13 protein-coding genes are annotated in these 16,435 nt (G+C 72.9%); 2 read left to right on the top strand and 11 right to left on the bottom strand.

Translation table 11 applies throughout. The annotated features are described in order from the left end of the window. Position 1 precedes the first annotated feature (1 nt). The 5 genes from ACFYON_RS04860 to tmk form a co-directional block, all read right to left on the bottom strand. Positions 2-670, bottom strand: a complete 669-nt coding sequence (locus ACFYON_RS04860; RefSeq protein ID WP_354867957.1) for a hypothetical protein — start codon at positions 668-670, stop codon at positions 2-4. Continuing rightward, a complete protein-coding gene (locus ACFYON_RS04855) occupies positions 670-975 on the bottom strand; it encodes a hypothetical protein (protein ID WP_354867954.1) in 306 nt (101 codons plus the stop codon). Before ACFYON_RS04855 ends, ACFYON_RS04860 begins: the two co-directional genes overlap by 1 nt. A gap of 1 nt (position 976) precedes the next feature. Then, positions 977-1,306 carry a YbaB/EbfC family nucleoid-associated protein gene (locus ACFYON_RS04850; RefSeq protein ID WP_354867952.1) on the bottom strand — a complete coding sequence of 110 codons (330 nt, stop codon included), beginning with the start codon at positions 1,304-1,306 and terminating at the stop codon, positions 977-979. 131 nt (positions 1,307-1,437) lie between these two features. Beyond that, positions 1,438-2,712, bottom strand: a complete 1,275-nt coding sequence (locus ACFYON_RS04845) for a DNA polymerase III subunit delta' (RefSeq protein ID WP_354867949.1) — start codon at positions 2,710-2,712, stop codon at positions 1,438-1,440. Next, the gene (tmk, locus tag ACFYON_RS04840) at positions 2,709-4,865 is read right to left on the bottom strand and encodes a dTMP kinase (protein WP_355014780.1); all 2,157 of its coding nucleotides are present in this window, start codon (positions 4,863-4,865) and stop codon (positions 2,709-2,711) included. Before tmk ends, ACFYON_RS04845 begins: the two co-directional genes overlap by 4 nt. Positions 4,866-5,080: 215 nt before the next feature. Here tmk and ACFYON_RS04835 point away from each other — a divergent pair, with 215 nt between their 5' ends. Next, positions 5,081-6,289 (top strand): amino acid deaminase/aldolase, encoded by a 1,209-nt coding sequence (locus ACFYON_RS04835; protein WP_354867944.1) that lies wholly within the window; start codon positions 5,081-5,083, stop codon positions 6,287-6,289. Positions 6,290-6,368: 79 nt separating this feature from the next. Here ACFYON_RS04835 and ACFYON_RS04830 read toward each other — a convergent pair whose 3' ends face one another. Then, positions 6,369-6,944 (bottom strand): TetR family transcriptional regulator, encoded by a 576-nt coding sequence (locus ACFYON_RS04830; protein WP_354868433.1) that lies wholly within the window; start codon positions 6,942-6,944, stop codon positions 6,369-6,371. Positions 6,945-7,163: 219 nt separating this feature from the next. On the opposite strand from ACFYON_RS04830, the gene ACFYON_RS04825 reads away from it, so the two are divergent. Next, the gene (locus tag ACFYON_RS04825) at positions 7,164-8,480 is read left to right on the top strand and encodes a D-arabinono-1,4-lactone oxidase (protein WP_387188838.1); all 1,317 of its coding nucleotides are present in this window, start codon (positions 7,164-7,166) and stop codon (positions 8,478-8,480) included. A gap of 60 nt (positions 8,481-8,540) precedes the next feature. Here ACFYON_RS04825 and ACFYON_RS04820 read toward each other — a convergent pair whose 3' ends face one another. The 5 genes from ACFYON_RS04820 to ACFYON_RS04800 form a co-directional block, all read right to left on the bottom strand. Continuing rightward, positions 8,541-9,494 (bottom strand): DUF559 domain-containing protein, encoded by a 954-nt coding sequence (locus ACFYON_RS04820; RefSeq protein ID WP_354867939.1) that lies wholly within the window; start codon positions 9,492-9,494, stop codon positions 8,541-8,543. Between the two features lie 100 nt (positions 9,495-9,594). Continuing rightward, a complete protein-coding gene (topA, locus tag ACFYON_RS04815) occupies positions 9,595-12,432 on the bottom strand; it encodes a type I DNA topoisomerase (RefSeq protein WP_387188839.1) in 2,838 nt (945 codons plus the stop codon). 267 nt (positions 12,433-12,699) lie between these two features. Beyond that, on the bottom strand, positions 12,700-13,308 hold the full coding sequence (locus tag ACFYON_RS04810; RefSeq protein ID WP_354867934.1) for a hypothetical protein: 609 nt from the start codon (positions 13,306-13,308) through the stop codon (positions 12,700-12,702). Beyond that, complete coding sequence (locus ACFYON_RS04805; protein WP_354867931.1) at positions 13,299-13,841, bottom strand: hypothetical protein; 543 nt, start codon at positions 13,839-13,841, stop codon at positions 13,299-13,301. The genes ACFYON_RS04810 and ACFYON_RS04805 overlap by 10 nt, the downstream gene beginning before the upstream one ends. A gap of 101 nt (positions 13,842-13,942) precedes the next feature. Next, positions 13,943-16,291 (bottom strand): sodium-translocating pyrophosphatase, encoded by a 2,349-nt coding sequence (locus ACFYON_RS04800; RefSeq protein ID WP_354867928.1) that lies wholly within the window; start codon positions 16,289-16,291, stop codon positions 13,943-13,945. Positions 16,292-16,435: the final 144 nt, after the last annotated feature.

The following is a 16,435-nucleotide window of genomic DNA, read 5'->3' as shown; positions in this document are numbered from 1 at the left end:
GTCAGTAGCCGATCCGGGTGGTGCCGCCGTAACGCGGGGCGGTGGTGGCGCGGTCCCGCCAGGGCGTCTCGGCCAGGCTCGGCCCCCACTGGCGCAGCAGCGTCTCGGCGCCGTCGTAGGCCACCCCGAGCACGCCCAGGATCCTCGTGGCGATCTCGGCCGCGGCCGACGCCCCGAACCGTCCGGGCTCGACGCCGGGCCGGGTCGCCGCGTGCACCGCGACCGCCTCCGCCGAACCCAGCACCTCGGCCAGCGCGCGGGCCAGCGCGGCCCGGCTGCCCTCCACCCAGCCGGCCAGCGCGTCGGCGTAGCCCGCCGTCGACTCCAGCCGCCCGACCAGGCTCTCCGGCCCCTCGTCCAGGTGTCGCAACAGCGCGGAACGCGCCTCGTCGTAGGCCGAGGCGGCGGCACCGGACCAGGCGACCTGGTCGGCCAGCAGGGCGCAGGTGTCGTCGTATCCCCGGACGAGCCGGCGCACGGCGTGCCCGGCGCCGGTCAGCGGCGCGGGATGCAGGTCGAGGAACTCGCGCACGGCGACGCCGGGAAGGACCTGCATCCGGCGCAGCAGCGGCCAGAGCCGGTGCCCCTCGGGCGCACCGGCGGCCAGCAGCGTGTCCACGCGGGCGAGGAGGTCGAGGCCCGGCTCGGCGAGGCGGTCGAGGGCGTCCATCAGGCCTCCCGGGCCAGCCGCCGGGCGACCGCGTCGTCGGCGGCGGCGTAGCGGTCGGCGGCGCTGCGCAGCGCCGCCGCGGCGGCGGCCAGCCGGACGGCGGCGGCCTGCGCCTCGCGCGCCCGGTCGGCGGTGGCGAGCGTCCACTGGCGGTGCAGCGCGCGGCCGACCTCGCCGGGGCGGCCGGCGGCGTCCGCGCCGAACGCGGGGTGCGGCGGGTCGGTGGCGGTCACCGTGCGGGCCAGCGTGGCGAGGGTCGCGCCGGCCTCGTCGAGACGGGCGGCCAGGGCACGCAGCGTCTCCATGTCAGGCTCCCGCCAGCGGCCGGTAGGCCGCGAACGTCTCGTTGTGCAGCTTCTCGCGCGCCCACTGGGCCGCGCCGGCGGCGGCCGTGACCGCGGCCTGCACTGAACCGGCCACGTCGCGCGGGCTGCGGTGGTGCAGCGGGCCGAGGAAACGCACATCGGTGATCCGCCCGCCAGCGGTCACCACCACCTCGACGAGCCCGTCGGGCGAGCGGACGGTGACCTCGACCGTCGCGACCGCCTGGTCGAACTCGGCCTGCAGGTTCTCGATCCGGCGGTAGCGCCGCACCGCCTCCTCGATCCAGGCCTCGTCGATTTCGCCCCGCGGCATCGGCGGACTCCTCCCGGCCGGTCGGCCAACCCCTCACTGAGCGTGCCGCCACGATCACCGCGGCATCACCGGACCGTACCGCACCTCAATCGCGCGTGTCGATGCCCTGTGGACAGCGCGGAAGGGCCCGCTCAGCCGCGCCAGAGGGCCAGCATCATCGCCTCCACGGCGATCCGCGGCTTGACGTTCGCCTCGATCGCCGCGCGGCACTCCAGGACCGCCTCCAGGCGGCGCAGCGAGCCCTCGGCGTCCCATTTCTGCGCGCCCGCGCCGGCGAGCGCCGCGGTGTCGGTGTGCACCGGGGCGACCGGCGCCCGCAGCGCCATGACGAGCGCGTCCCGGTAGAACCCGGCCAGGTCGACCAGGGCGCGGTCGAGCGCGTCCCGCTGGGCACGGGTGGCCCGGGACTTCTGCCGCCTCTCCAGGTCCTTGAGCTGACCGGCCGCGCCGCGCATGGCGCCGGCCGCGCCCCGGCCGGTGCCGCCCGCGCCGAGCGCGGTCTGCAACGCCGTACGCTCCGCCTCGTCGATCTCCGCGACGGAGGCGGCGGCCTCCGCCTCGGCGGCCTCGATCAGCGCCGCGGCCGCGTCGAACGCCGCGCCCACCCCGGTCAGCCGGCGCGGTACGGCGAGCACCGCGTCACGCCGCTGCCGGGCCTCCGGGTCGCGGGCCAGCCGCCGGGCCCGGCCCACGTGCCCCTGCGCCGCCGCGGCGGCCCACTCGGCCACGTCCGGCGCGATCCCGTCGCGGCGCACCAGCACCTCGGCCACCGCGGCCGGCGGCGGCTGCCGCAGCGGTACGACCCGGCACCGCGACCGGATGGTCACGGAGATGTCGTCCGGGTGGGTGGACGGGGTGCAGAGCAGGAAGACGGTACGCGGTGGCGGCTCCTCGATCGCCTTGAGCAGCGCGTTGCCGGCGGCCTCGGTGAGCCGGTCGGCGTCCTCGATGATCACGACCTGCCACCGGCCGCCGGAGGGCGTACTGGCCGCGCGGAGCACCAGCGCGCGCATCTCGTTGACGCCGATGGACAGGCCCTCGGGCACCACGACCCGCACGTCGGCATGGGTGCCGGCGAGCGTGGTGTGGCAGCCGGGGCAGCTACCGCACCCGGTGCCGTGCACGCACTCCAGAGCGGCGGCGAACGCGCGGGCGGCCACCGAGCGGCCCGATCCGGGCGGGCCGGTGAAGATCCAGGCGTGCGTCATCCCGGCGCCGGGTTCGGCGGGCGCCGGAGCCGGATCGCCGTCGTACTCCTCGGCGAGCGCGCCGAGGTCGTCGTGCCCGCCGGCGGGGGCCGTCACCGACGCGGCGGCGCACAGCAGCGCGGCGGCCGAGGCGGCGGCCCGCCGCAGCGTGGCCACCGCCTCGTCCTGCCCGACCAGATCGCCGAAGACGTCGGTCATCTTCGGGGTTGCTCCATCGTCACCAGCTCCGCGTCGGATAACTCGGGCTGGACCGAGGTGTCCGGGCCCTGCGCCGGACGGGGGTGCACGATCCCGCCGGGATCGGCGAGGAACTCACCGACCCGGCCAGCCACCGCCTCGGCGATCTCGTTGACCGGACGGGACGCGTCGAGCACCAGGTAACGCTTCGGGTCACCGGCGGCCAGGTCGAGGAAGGCGTACCGGACCCGCTCGTGGAACGTCAGCGACTCGGCCTCCAGCCGGTCGGCGCCCTCGTTGCGGCCCTCGACCCGGCTCAGGCCGGTACGCGGCTCGACGTCGAGCAGCACCACCAGGTCGGGCTTGAGGCCGCCGGTGGCCCAGGAGGAGAGCCAGGAGACCTCGTCCACCGGAAGCGTCCGGCCGGCGCCCTGATAGGCGAGCGACGAATCGACGTACCGGTCGCTGATCACCACCGCGCCGCGCACCAGCGCCGGGCGGACGACAGTGGCCACGTGGTGCGCCCGGTCGGCGGCGTAGAGCAGCGCCTCGGCGCGCGGCGACGGCGCCTCGTCGGGCGCGGTGCCGAGCACCAGGGAGCGGATCCGCTCGCCGACCGGCGTGGCGCCCGGCTCCCGGGTGACCACCACGTCGCGGCCCTGCTCGCGCAGGCGCTCGGCGAGCACGGCGAGCTGGGTGGACTTGCCCGCGCCCTCGCCGCCCTCGAAGACCACGAACAGGCCGCTGGAGACGAACGGCTCGGCCGGCATCAGCGGGCGGCCGCGGATCGAGCCCCAGAGGTCGGCAAGGACCGGTACGCCCTTCTTGTCGTCCATCTGGCCGAACGCGCTGATGCCGGCGAAGATGCCGGCCGCGCCCGCGGCGAGCAGCAGCAGGCGGGTGGAGGAGACGGAGATGCCCAGGTCGGCGATGGCGAACTCGCGGGAGCCACCGACGCCGACCAGCAGGCTGCTGAGCGCGATGGCCAGGATCAGCACCAGCCGGGTGCCGATCTGCACCACGGCGAAGACCCGGCCGCGTACCTCGTCGGCGACCTCGCCGCCGAGCAGCGTGGTGCCGGCCAGGAACGCCATGCCGGCGCCGGCGCCGACCAGGATCGCGCCGAGGATGGCCATGGACAGGTGGATGGCGAAGGCGAGCACCAGCACGGAGGCGCTGGCGAGCACGATGCTCATGCCGAACCAGCGGCGGCGGGACATGTCCCGCACGATCATCGGCCCGAGCCCGATGCCGAGCGCCAAGCCGACGAAGATCGCGCCGAAGAGCAGCGAGAACGCGGCGTCACCGGCGCCGAGCGAGTTGGCGAAGAACTTGCCCGTGCCGACCACGATGCCGCCGCCGGCGAACGCGCCGAAGATGCCCAGCACCAGGCCGCGGACGAGCGGGGTCTGGCCGATGTATTTCCAGCCCTCGGAGAACTGCCGGAACATGCTCTGCTCGGTGCGCTCCGCCTCGGCGCGCTGGGCGTGGCTGATCTCCTTGATCCCGAACGCCACCACGAGCGCGGTGGCCAGCCGGGAGAAGGCGTTGAACCAGAGCGCGAGCTGAGCCGGCTCGGCCCAGTTCGGCAGGGTGCCGCCGACCGCGCTGGGCAGGCCGCGGGTCAGCACGGCCAGCGCGACGGCCGCGGCCACCGGCGTGAGGCCGTACGTGGTGATCAGCGTGAGCTGGTTCGCCGCCTCCAGCCGGGTGCGCGGGATGAGGTTGGGGACCGCCGCCTCCTTGGCCGGGATCCACAGCAGGGTGATCGACTCGATCAGGAACGTGGCGATCAGCGCCCAGCCGACCACCAGCCCGCCCGCGGCGCCGGTGAGCGCGTACAGCGGGATCGAGGCGAACAGCACGAAACGCAGCAGGTCGCAGATGACCATCGTCCACCGGCGGTCGAACCGGTCGGCGAACACGCCCGCGACCGGGCCGAGCACCAGCGCCGGGAGCAGCCGGATCGCCGTCACACCGCCGAACGCGGCGCCCTGGGCGGTGCTGCCGGAGACCTGGGAGGCGGCGAACAGCGCGGTGGCGAGCAGGCCCAGCCAGTCGCCGAAGGAGGCGGCGCTGAGCACGATCCAGAGCCTGCGGAACGGCCGGATGCGCAGCACCGAGCGGATGGCGGCGAGACCGGAGCGGTCGGCGGCTGTCCCGGGCGACGACACGCCGGGCGACTCGCCGTTGTTCTGGCTTTCGATGGCCGTACCTCCACGTGCCGGCCCAGAGCTGGGCATCCCCGGTGGAACACTCTAGTCGCGCAGGAGGGTCGCCCCCGCGACATTCACCTGCTCGCCGAGCCTAGGCCGCCGGGACCACCACCCGCAGCCCGGGCAGACGCGAGGGTATTTCGCATTGCCGTCCAGACAGTTAGCGTGCAGACGTGGCCATCGACCGTGACAAAACTCGCGATCGTCTCGACCGGGCGACCGCTCATCTCGACCCGCCGTACGCGGTGGTCGACCTCACCTCGTTCGACGCCAACGCCGAGGCGCTCGCCGGCCGTTCGGGCGGCAAGCCGCTGCGCGTGGCGAGCAAGTCGGTACGGGTCCGCGAGCTGCTGACCCGGGCGCTCAAGCGTCCGGGCTGGCACGGTGTGATGGCCTTCACGCTGCCCGAGGCGGTGTGGCTGGTCCGCTCCGGGGTCAGCGACGACGTGCTGGTGGCGTACCCGACAGCCCACCGGGGTGGCCTCGCCGAACTGGCCGCCGACCCGGCGCTCGCCGACGCCGTGACGTTGATGGTCGACGACACCGGGCAGCTCGACCTGATCGACCGGGTGTGCCCGCCCGCGCGCCGGCCCGCGCTGCGGATCTGCCTCGATCTGGACGCCTCCTGGCGCCCGCTGGGGGGCCGGGTGCACGTGGGCGTGCGGCGCTCCCCGGTGCACAGCGCCACGGCGGCCGGCGCGCTCGCCGCCGCCGTCGCCGGCCGGCCCGGCTTCCGGCTGGTCGGCCTGATGTCGTACGAGGCACAGATCGCCGGCCTGGGCGACGCGCCGCCCGGACAGGCGGTGCTCGGCTCGGCGATCCGGGTCGCGCAGCGCGGGTCGTACCGGGAACTGCTGGCCCGCCGCTCGGCCGCGGTCAGCGCGGTACGCGAGCACGCCGACCTGGAGTTCGTCAACGGCGGCGGCACCGGCAGCGTGGCCGCGACCAGCGCCGACCCCGCGGTCACCGAGGTCACCGCGGGTTCCGGCCTGTACGGGCCGACGCTGTTCGACGCGTACCGTGCCTGGCAGCCGGCCCCGGCGGCGTTCTTCGCCTGCGCGGTGGTCCGCCGCCCGGCGCCCGGGCTGGCCACGGTGCTCGGCGGCGGCTGGATCGCCTCCGGCCCGGCGGCGGACAGCCGGCTGCCGCGGCCCTGGCTGCCGGCCGGGCTGAAGCTGCTCGGCGCGGAGGGTGCCGGTGAGGTGCAGACCCCGCTGGCCGGGAAGGCCGCCGACGACCTGCGCGTGGGCGACCGGGTGTGGTTCCGCCACGCCAAGGCGGGCGAGCTGTGCGAGCACGTCAACGAGGTACATCTGGTCGAGGGGGACGCGGTGGTCGCCACGGTGCCGACCTACCGGGGCGAGGGGCACGCCTTCCTCTGACGCGCCCCGCGGCTCTGTCCGACGGCGTGACGACGGCGGGCCCCGACGCACTCTCAGAACCCGCCGTTCAACGTTCCGCTCAGCCCTGGCGAACGGCCTCCGTGAGGGCGTTCACCTGCCGGTGCAGGTACTCCCGGATGAGCGCCTTGGCCTCGGCCAGCACCCGCTCGTCGCCGTCGGTGCGGCGGCGGAAGGCCAGCTTGATCAGGGCGTCCGCGGCCTCCACCGCGACCTCCAGATGGAACCGCAGGTCGGGCACCCCGGCCAGGCCGAAACGCTCGGTGAGCACGCGGGCGAGCTGCTCCGCGATGACCCCGTTGTTGTCCCGCTGGTCGTCCAGCAGGTGCAGGTCGACCACGTCGCCGAAGTGCAGGGTACGGAAGCCGGGGACGGTGCGGTGCATCGAGATGTACTCGTCGATCGCCGCGTCGACCCCGTCCCACCAGTAGGTCAGGTCGTCCGAGGCGAACCGCTCGTCGAGCCGCTGGAGGTAGGACTCCATGGTGCGCAGCGTCAGCGCCTGCACTATCGCCCGCTTGTCCGGGAAGAACTGGTACACCGACCCGATCGCCACCTCGGCGCGCTCGGCGAGCAGGGTCGTGGTCAGCCCTTCGTACCCCACCTCGTCGACGAGCTCGGCGCAGGCGTCCAGCATCCGCTGGACCCGCGCGACACTTCGACCCTGCACCGGCACTCGACGCAGCGGCCCGGTCGTGGCGGCTGGTGTGGACACTCGGCGCCACCCCCCTTCGACGGATGAACATATCTGCACGTCACGAGTCTGTGACTACCGGTACAACGAGCCGGGCTCGATTGCGGTATTTACCAGGCACAACGTTCCTGATATGAATTCACTTCATATTCATGTCGAGGAGTGGCCGTCATGACCGGTACCACCACCACCTGGTCCAACTGGGCCGGCAACCAGCACAGCACCGCGCTCCTCACCGTGCGTCCGCGTAGCGTCTCCGACGTCGTCGAGGCGGTCCGCCAGGCCGCCGCGACGGGCCGGACCATCCGCGCCAGCGGCAGCGGCCACTCGTTCACCGCCACCGCCGTCACCGACGGGCACCGGATCGACCTCGCCGAGCTGGAGACGGACGTCACAGTCGATGTGACGCGCCGTCTCGTCACCGTACCGGCCGGGATGACGTTGCACACGCTCAACGATCTGCTCGCCGGGCACGGGCTGGCGATGCCGAACCTCGGCGACATCGACGCCCAGACCATCGCCGGCGCGCTCTCCACCGGCACCCACGGCACCGGCGCGAAGCTGGGCTGCCTGTCCACATTCGTGGCCGGGCTGACGCTGGTCACCGGCACCGGCGAGGTGCTGCGCTGCTCGGCCGAGGAGAACCGCGACGTGTTCGACGCCGCCCGGGTCGGGCTCGGCGCGGTGGGCGTGCTGGTCGAGGTCACGCTGCGCTGCGTGGACGCGTTCGTGCTGCGCGCGCATGAACGCCCGGCCCTGCTCGCCGAGGTGCTCGACGACCTCCCCGGCCTGTACGAGGCGCACGACCACGCCGAGTTCTACTGGTTCCCGTACACCGACCGGGTGCAGGTCAAGACCAACGACCGGGTACCCGCCGACGACCGGCCGCTGCCCCGCTGGCGGGGCTGGCTGGACGACGAGTTCCTCTCCAACACCGTCTTCGCCGGCGCCTGCCGCCTCGGCCGGGCCGTACCCGCCGTCGCACCCACGATCAGCGCCGTCTCCGCCCGCGCGCTCACCGAACGCACCTACACCGGCCGCTCCGACCGGGTGTTCTGCACCCCGCGCCGGGTCCGCTTCGTGGAGATGGAGTACGGCCTGCCGCGCGAGGCGTTGCCCACCGCGCTGACCGAACTGCGCCGGATCGTGGACCGGCTGCCGTTCAAGGTCCTGTTCCCGGTCGAGGTGCGGTTCACCGCCGCCGACGACATCTGGTTGTCCCACTCGTACGGGCGGGACTCGGCCTACATCGCCGTGCACCAGTACGTGGGCATGCCGTACGAGCCGTACTTCCGGGCTTTCGAGCAGGTCGCGACCGAGCTGGGCGGCCGCCCGCACTGGGGCAAGCTGCACTGGCGCGACGCGGAGTCCCTGGCCACCGCCTACCCGAAGTTCGCCGCTTTCCAGTCCGTCCGCGCCCGCCTGGACCCGACCCACATCTTCCAGAACCCGTACTTGAGTCAGGTGCTGGGCTCCTGAAGATCTTGGAAGGAAAGGGCCCTCATGGGGGCCGTTTTCTTCCAAGATCTCGGCTGGCCGTCACCCCCGCCAACCGGCGGCCCGCAGGGCGGCGCGAAGCTGGGCGATCACGTCTTCGGGATGTGCGCGCAGGGCCCAGGCGGGGAACCGGAGAACGCGGTCGCCCTCGACCCACAGGGCGTTCTGCCGCCGCATGTCCGCCCAGGCGTGCGCCGGATCCAGATGCTGCCCGCCGTCCACCTCCACGTGCACGCGCCACTGCTCGAAGTACGCGTCGAGGTAACGTCGCCGGCCGGCGGAGTCCCGGCGGACCACCTGTCGGGTCGGCTCGGGCAGCCCAGCGCCGCGTACGAGATCGAGCAGGTCCAGTTCGCCCAGGGAATGGGCACCGCCTGCCGCATCGGTGGCGGTGGACAGGATCAGGCGGCGCCGAGGAACCCGGGGCATCCGCTCCACCACCTCGTGCAGGTCGTCACCACCCACCAGCCGCTGCTGAAAGGCGGCCGCGATGATCGCGCGGGCCTGCGTGTCGGTCGGTGCCCACTGCGCGGCGTCCACTATCGACCGAGCCGTCGCCGTCCGGGGCGGCGCCGCGACCGGCATCACGTCGAGGTCGGGCAGATGGATCGTCCGGTGCGCCAGCACACCGGCCGGCAGTGGGCATCGACGGGTCGCGGCGGGCAGGAGCAGGTGGATCACCCGGTCCGGGAACCCGCGCAGCCCGCCCGCCTGGGTCGCCGTCAAGCCGCCCAGAAGCGCGGTGGGCCCGGCCGCCAGCACCGCGATCCACCGGAGTTGAGCGGGGCCGACCGGGCCGTTGTGCGCGACGAGAACCGCGCGGTGCGCCTGCCGCCACCGGCCGGTCGTCACCCGGTGACGGATCGCCTTACGGGTGAGGTGTGCCCGTGCCTGCTGAAGGCTGAGCACGTCGTCCTGCCGGAAGAGCAGCCAGGTCAACTCGTCCGCGTCATCCGACGGCAGCGCCCGCCGCATCCCCGCCCAGGAGTTCCCCACCGCTCCACGGTGACCCCCGACGCGGTTCCTTGCCGCCCCTGTGGACAACCACAAGATCTTGGAAGGAAACGGCCCTCATGGGGGCCCTTTCCTTCCAAGATCACTCCTTCGGGGTTGAGGTCGCCTTTCTGGGGGCGGCCTTCTTCGCTGGGGCCTTCTTCGCCGCCGTCGTCTTCTTGGCGGCCGTTGTCTTCTTCGCCGCGGTAGTGGTCTTCTTCGCGGCGGTAGTGGTCTTCTTCGCGGCCGTCTTCTTTGCCGGAGCGGCCTTCTTCTTCGGGGCCGGGCCCTTCGCGCGCTTCTCGGCCAGCATCTCCGACGCCTGCTCCAGCGTCAGCTCCTCCGGCGTCTGCCCGCGCCGAAGCGACGCGTTGAACTCGCCGTCGGTCACGTACGGCCCGAAGCGCCCGTCCTTGATCACCAGAGGCTTCTCGGTGAGCGGGTCGTTGCCCATCTCCCGCAGCGGCGGCGCGGCGGCACGGCGCTGGCGCGTCTTCGGGGCGGCCAGCAACGCCAGCGCCTCGTCCAGCGTGACGGTGAACATCTTGTCTTCCGAGTCCAGCGAACGGAACTCGTCACCGCGCTTGACGTACGGGCCGTAGCGGCCGTTGTTGGCGACGACCTCGGCGCCGTCCGGGGCCACGCCGACCAGCCGGGGCAGGCGCAGCAACTGCAGCGCCTGGTCCAGGGTCAGGCTGTCCGGCGACTGCGAGCGCAGCAGCGAGGACTTGCGCTCGCCGCTTGCCACGTACGGGCCGTACCGGCCGGACTTGAGCAGGATCGGCTCGCCGGTCGACGGGTCGTCGCCGAGCTTGCGCTCGCCCCCGCCGCCGAGGAACAGCTCGTGCACCTTCTCCGGGGTCAGCTCGTCCGGTGCCAGGCCCTCCGGGATCGGCGCCCGGTCGCCCTGCGAGCCGCCCTCCTCGCCCTCACCCGAGGCCGCCTGCGCCTGCGCCTGCTGCTCGTCGGGCAGCGCCCGCTGCAGGTACGGCCCGTACCGGCCGACCCGGACGACCACCTCGCGGCCCTCGTCGTCGGTGAACAGCGGGATGGAGTTGACGCTGCGCGCGTCGATCTCGCTGAGGTTCTCGGTGACCAGCTTCTTCAGGCCGCCGGCGTGCGCGATGGCCTGGTCGCCGGCACCGTTCGTGCTGCCGAAGTAGAAGGAGGTGAGGAAGTCGACGGCGGCGTGGTCGCCACCGGCGATCTCGTCCAGCTCGTTCTCCATGCTGGCCGTGAAGTCGTAGTCGATCAGGCGCGGGTAGTGCCGCTCCATCAGCCCGATCACCGCGAACGCCAGGAACGACGGGATCATGGCCTGGCCGCGCTTCACCACGTACCCGCGGTCCTGGATCGTCTGCATGATCGACGCGTACGTGGAGGGCCGGCCGATGCCCAGCTCCTCAAGCGCCTTGACCAGCGACGCCTCGGTGTAACGGGCGGGCGGCTGGGTGTGGTGGCCCTGGGCGGCCAACTCGTCGGCGGTGAGCGGCTGGTCCTTGACCAGCGTGGGCAGCCGCCGCTCGGCGTCCTCCGCCTCGGCGTTCTCGTCGTCGCTGGACTCGACGTACGCGCGCAGGAAGCCCGGGTCGGTGATGGTCTTGCCGGTCGCGCCGAAGTCGGCCTCCTCCTTGGCGGAGGAGACGGCGCGGATGCGCACCGACACGCTGGAGCCGACCGCATCGGTCATCTGCGAGGAGATGGTGCGCCGCCAGATCAGCTCGTAGAGCTTGAACTCCTCGGCGGACAGCTCCTTGGCCACCTCGCCGGGGGTGCGGAAGTTGTCGCCCGCCGGGCGGATCGCCTCGTGCGCCTCCTGCGCGTTCTTCACCTTGCCGGTGTAGCGGCGCGGCTCCGGTGGCACGCTGCGCTCACCGTACAGCTCGACGATCTGCCGGCGGGCCGCCGCGATGGCCGTCTCGGACAGGTTCACCGAGTCGGTACGCATGTAGGTGATGTAGCCGTTCTCGTAGAGGCGCTGCGCGGTGCGCATCGTCTGCTGCGACGAGAACCGCATCTTGCGGGCCGCCTCCTGCTGGAGGGTGGAGGTGATGAACGGCGCGTACGGACGGCGGCGGTAGGGCTTCTCCTCGACCCGGGTGACCGTGAACGGCTGGTCGGCCAGGCGGGCCGCGAGCCCCCGGGCGCCGCCCTCGTCCAGGTGCACCACGCCCGCGCCGGGCCGCACCCGGCCGGTGGTCGGCTCGAAGTCCTTACCGGTGGCGATCCGGTCGCCGTTCAGCGCGACGAGCGTGGCGTTGAACGTACGCGGGCCCTCGCCCGGCTTCGCCACCGCGAGCGTGGCCAGGATGTCCCAGTACTCGGCGGTGCGGAACGCCATCCGCTGGCGCTCCCGCTCGACCACGATCCGCGTCGCCACGGACTGCACCCGGCCCGCCGACAGCTTCGGCATGACCTTCTTCCACAGCACCGGCGAGACCTCGTAGCCGTAGAGGCGGTCGAGGATGCGCCGCGCCTCCTGGGCGTCGACCAGGTCGCGGTCGATCTCCCGGGGGTTCGCCACGGCGGCCTGGATGGCCGGCTTGGTGATCTCGTGGAAGACCATCCGCTTGACCGGCACCTTGGGCTTGAGCGTCTCCACCAGGTGCCAGGCGATCGCCTCGCCCTCGCGGTCCTCGTCCGTCGCCAGGAAGATCTCGTCGACCTCCTTCGCCAGCTTTATCAGCTTGCTGATCTGCTGCTTGCGGTCGGCGGAGACCACGTAGAGCGCCTGGAAGCCGTTGTCGACGTCGACGCCGAGCCGCGCCCACGGCTCACCCTTGTACTTGGCCGGGACGTCGGCGGCGTTGCGAGGCAGGTCCCGGACGTGGCCGAAGCTGGCCTCCACGACGTACCCCGGGCCGAGGTAGCCCGAGATCGTCTTGGCCTTCGCCGGTGACTCGACGATGACCAGACGGGTGGTTCCAGCGTTGCTCGGCACGTCTCTCCCCGACCTCACTCCTACGCCATGCCCGCTTCGGGCCGTGTTGCGCCACCCGGACCACAGGAGGTCCGGATGTCCAACGTAACGCGCCGTCCGCGTTCCGGGTTTCGTGGGCGGCTGACGGGCCGCCCTCCCGGCGACCGCCGGCCGTACCCTGCCGGACGGCGTCACGGTACACCGTGGGTAGGGCGGCAGGCGTGTCACTGTGACGATCGCGCACCCCAGCGGAACCGTAGCCGGGTGTCAGGATTCGGACACCGGCTGTCATCCGCGGGCGCCCGGCCACTCCGCCACCGGCGCCGTCGCCGGCCGTTCCCCCACCAGTTCCGCGAGCCGCGACATCCGCCGCACGCCGATCCGGAACGCGGGCCCGCCCTCGTCCGGCTCCACGAACGCGGCCGGCAGTCCCACCGCCGCCAGCGCGGCGCGGACCACCGGCCAGGACAGCTCGTCGGCCGGTCCGAGCCGCAGCCGGAAACCGGCCGGCTCGGCCGTGCCGGCGGCGGCCACCCAGAGCCGCAGCCGCCGCCCGTCCAGGTGGAAGCGGGCCGGTGGCCGCTTCACCGCGCCGCGCAGCCAGGCCCGCGCGAGCGGCGCCAGCATGCTCGTGTACGCGGTGCGCACCCGATGCCGGCCGTCCTCGGTGGGCTCCCAGCTCGCCGGCACACCCCGGGCGCCCAGCTCGGCCACCAGCACGTGCACCCGCCAGGCGGCGTCCACCACCACCGAGATCCGGGCGGTGCCGCCCATCCGCCCCACCTCACCCGGCCCGGCGAGCAGGCCGGCGAGATCCGCCAGCGCGGGATCGGCCGCCTCGGTGGAGAACAGCGAGGGTTGGCGGGCGGGGTTCGGGGTGGGAGGGGTCAGCGACACTCCGGGACCTCGTCGAAGGCCTCTTTCAGCTCTGTCGAGTTGAGCTTGCTGGTGTCCAGCGCGCTCGCGTCGTACTCCTTGTTGAGCGTGTCCACGGCGGCGCGCACGCCGTCGTAGAAGGGGCCGGCCTGGGCGGTGTCGAGCCGGTCGATGGAGTCCCGGGCCTGGCCGTACGCGTCGCGCATCTTGCTCAGCGACCCCAGGAACCCGGCGGACACCTCGGCGCCACGGTCGGCCTCGGGCACGCCCGCCTCCTCGACCTTGCGCCGGGCGTCCTCGCTGGCCTGCTCGGCCCCGGCGAACAGCCGGACCAGGTTCTCCTTGGCCTGCGCCGGGGTGGTCTGCGCGGTCATCTGCTGCTGCGTGCTGCTGGTCAGCTTGGAGATCTCCGCGCGCCACGGGGTGAGCGCCTGACACACCGACGCGGCCCAGACCCGAGGGCTGGGACCGCCACCGCAACCGGTGACGACGAGGACCAGCGTGGCCAGGACCACCGTGAGCTTTCCGGCGGTTGCCGCCCGGCGCGTACGCATGCGATGCAGCGTACGACCTCCGGGGCGAACCGCCACCGGTCAGGTTTGCCGGGTGCGGGGTTCCCGGCCGGCCGGGGCCGGCCGGGAACCGTCGCGTGCGATCAGGCGTTCACCGTCTCCGGACGCTGGTCCGGGGTGCCGGCGTCGCTGTCCGAGTCGGTCATCACCACGCCCTTGCGCTTGCTGAACACCACTGCCCCCGCGATGATCAGCGCGGCGACCACGGCGATCGTGATGCGCAGCGGATTGTTCTTGTCGTCGCCCACGCTCCAGGCGACGACGGCCGGCGCGATCAGCAGCGAGACCAGGTTCATCACCTTGAGCAGCGGGTTGATCGCCGGGCCGGCGGTGTCCTTGAACGGGTCGCCGACGGTGTCGCCGATGACGGTGGCGGAGTGCGCCTCGGAGCCCTTGCCGCCGTACGCGCCGTCTTCCACCAGCTTCTTGGCGTTGTCCCAGGCGCCACCGGAGTTGGACAGGAACACCGCCATCAGCGTGCCCGCACCGATCGCGCCGGCCAGGTACGCGGCCAGCGCGCCCGGGCCGAGGCCGAAGCCGACAGCGATCGGGGCCAGGATGGCCAGCAGGCCGGGGGTCATCAGCTCACGCTGCGCGTCCCGGGTGCAGATGTCCACAACCTTGCCGTACTCGGGCCGCTGGGTGCCGTCCATGATGCCGGGCAGTTCGCGGAACTGGCGGCGCACCTCCATCACCACGGCGCCGGCCGAGCGGGAGACCGCGTTGATGGCCAGGCCGGAGAAGAGGAAGACCACAGCCGCGCCGATGATCAGGCCGACCAGGTTGCGCGGGTTGGACACGTTGAGCGAGTTGAGGATCTCGGTGCCGACGTCGCCCACGCCCGCGTCCTCGTACGCCGAGCGCAGCGTGTCGGTGTACGAGCCGAACAGCGCGGTCGCGGCCAGCACCGCCGTGGCGATCGCGATGCCCTTGGTGATCGCCTTGGTGGTGTTGCCGACGGCGTCCAGCTCGGTGAGCGTCCGCGCGCCGTGCTCGTCGATGTCGCCGGACATCTCCGCCACGCCCTGCGCGTTGTCGGAGATCGGGCCGAACGTGTCCATCGCGACGATGACGCCGACTGTGGTGAGCAGGCCGGTGCCGGCCAGCGCGACGGCGAACAGCGACAGCGTGATCGAGCTGCCGCCGAGCAGGAACGCGCCGAAGACGCCGGCGCCGATCAGCAGCGCCGAGTAGACGGCCGACTCCAGGCCGACGCTGATGCCGGCGAGGATGACGGTGGCCGCACCGGTCTGGGAGCTCTTGCCGATGTCCTGCACCGGGCGCCTGTTGGTCTCGGTGAAGTAGCCGGTGAGCGCCTGGATCGCGGCGGCCAGCACGATGCCGATCACGACCGCGCCGATGGCCACCAGCCGCGGGTTGCGGTCGACGTCGGTCAGCCCGCCCTCCAGCTCGGCGAACGTGGCCGGCAGGTACGCGAACGCGGCGATCGCGACGAGCACCGCGGCGAGCAGCGCGGACAGGTAGAAGGCCCGGTTGATCGCGGTCAGACCGTTGCGGTCGCTGGCGCGCAGCCGGGTGATGAAGACGCCGACGATCGCGACCAGCACGCCGATGGTGGAGATGATCAGCGGGAAGACCAGGCCGGTCTCGCCGAACGCGGCCCGGCCGAGGATCAGCGCCGCGACGAGCGTGACCGCGTACGACTCGAACAGGTCGGCGGCCATGCCGGCGCAGTCGCCGACGTTGTCGCCCACGTTGTCGGCGATGGTGGCGGCGTTGCGCGGGTCGTCCTCCGGGATACCCTGCTCGACCTTGCCGACCAGGTCGGCGCCGACGTCGGCGGCCTTGGTGAAGATGCCGCCGCCGACCCGCATGAACATGGCGAGCAGCGCGGCGCCGAAGCCGAAGCCCTCCAGCACGGTCGGGGCGTCGCCCCGGAAGATCAGCACGACCAGCGCCGCACCGAACAGGCCGAGACCGACGGTGAGGAAGCCGACCACGCCGCCGGTACGGAAGGCGATCTTCATGGCGCCCTCGCGCCCGCCTTCCCGCTCCCGCGCGGCCGCCGCCACCCGCAGGTTGGCGCGGGTGGCCAGCCACATGCCGGCGCCGCCGATGAACGCGCTGAACAGCGCACCCACCACGAAGAACGCCGAGCGGCCGACCTTCACCAGGGTTTCGTTGCCGTCGGTGTCGTGCACCGGCAGCAGGAACAGCAACACGACGGCGATCACCACGAAGATCGCCAGGGTGCGGAACTGCCGCAGCAGGTACGCCGACGCGCCCTCCTGCACCGCGCCGGAGATCTCCTGCATCTTGGGGGTTCCCGTACCGGCCGCCAGGACCGCCCTGGTGAGGGCGGCCGCGAAGACGAGCGCCACCAGCGCGATGACCGCGGCGATGACGACGTACGTCACGTTGGCTCCGGTAAGGGACAGTGCGCCGCCGTCGGCGGCCAAGGTCCCGGACATCTATGTCCTCCTGTACCGAACAACTCGCGCCGACCCGTGGAGACGCACGGGCCGACGCCTGGATGCGGATTCGCAAGCGCGCGCCGACCCACCTCGGCGGACCAGCGATGAACTCCCGTTCCCGCCGGCTACGGGATGGGATCA

The organism is Micromonospora sp. NPDC005686 (genome assembly GCF_042871665.1).
Classification (GTDB): Bacteria; Actinomycetota; Actinomycetes; order Mycobacteriales; family Micromonosporaceae; genus Micromonospora.
Note: the sequence above shows the minus strand (reverse complement) of the source record. Positions and strands in the feature narration are given on the sequence as shown.

Excerpts from the sequence above, each read along its gene's own strand:
- ACFYON_RS04860 (WP_354867957.1), bottom strand. The coding sequence starts at position 670 with ATGGACGCCCTCGACCGCCTCGCCGAGCCGGGCCTCGACCTCCTCGCC.
- ACFYON_RS04800 (WP_354867928.1), bottom strand. The coding sequence starts at position 16,291 with ATGTCCGGGACCTTGGCCGCCGACGGCGGCGCACTGTCCCTTACCGGA.
- ACFYON_RS04805 (WP_354867931.1), bottom strand. The coding sequence starts at position 13,841 with ATGCGTACGCGCCGGGCGGCAACCGCCGGAAAGCTCACGGTGGTCCTG.
- ACFYON_RS04850 (WP_354867952.1), bottom strand. The coding sequence starts at position 1,306 with ATGCCGCGGGGCGAAATCGACGAGGCCTGGATCGAGGAGGCGGTGCGG.
- ACFYON_RS04830 (WP_354868433.1), bottom strand. The coding sequence starts at position 6,944 with ATGCTGGACGCCTGCGCCGAGCTCGTCGACGAGGTGGGGTACGAAGGG.
- ACFYON_RS04855 (WP_354867954.1), bottom strand. The coding sequence starts at position 975 with ATGGAGACGCTGCGTGCCCTGGCCGCCCGTCTCGACGAGGCCGGCGCG.
- ACFYON_RS04845 (WP_354867949.1), bottom strand. The coding sequence starts at position 2,712 with ATGACCGACGTCTTCGGCGATCTGGTCGGGCAGGACGAGGCGGTGGCC.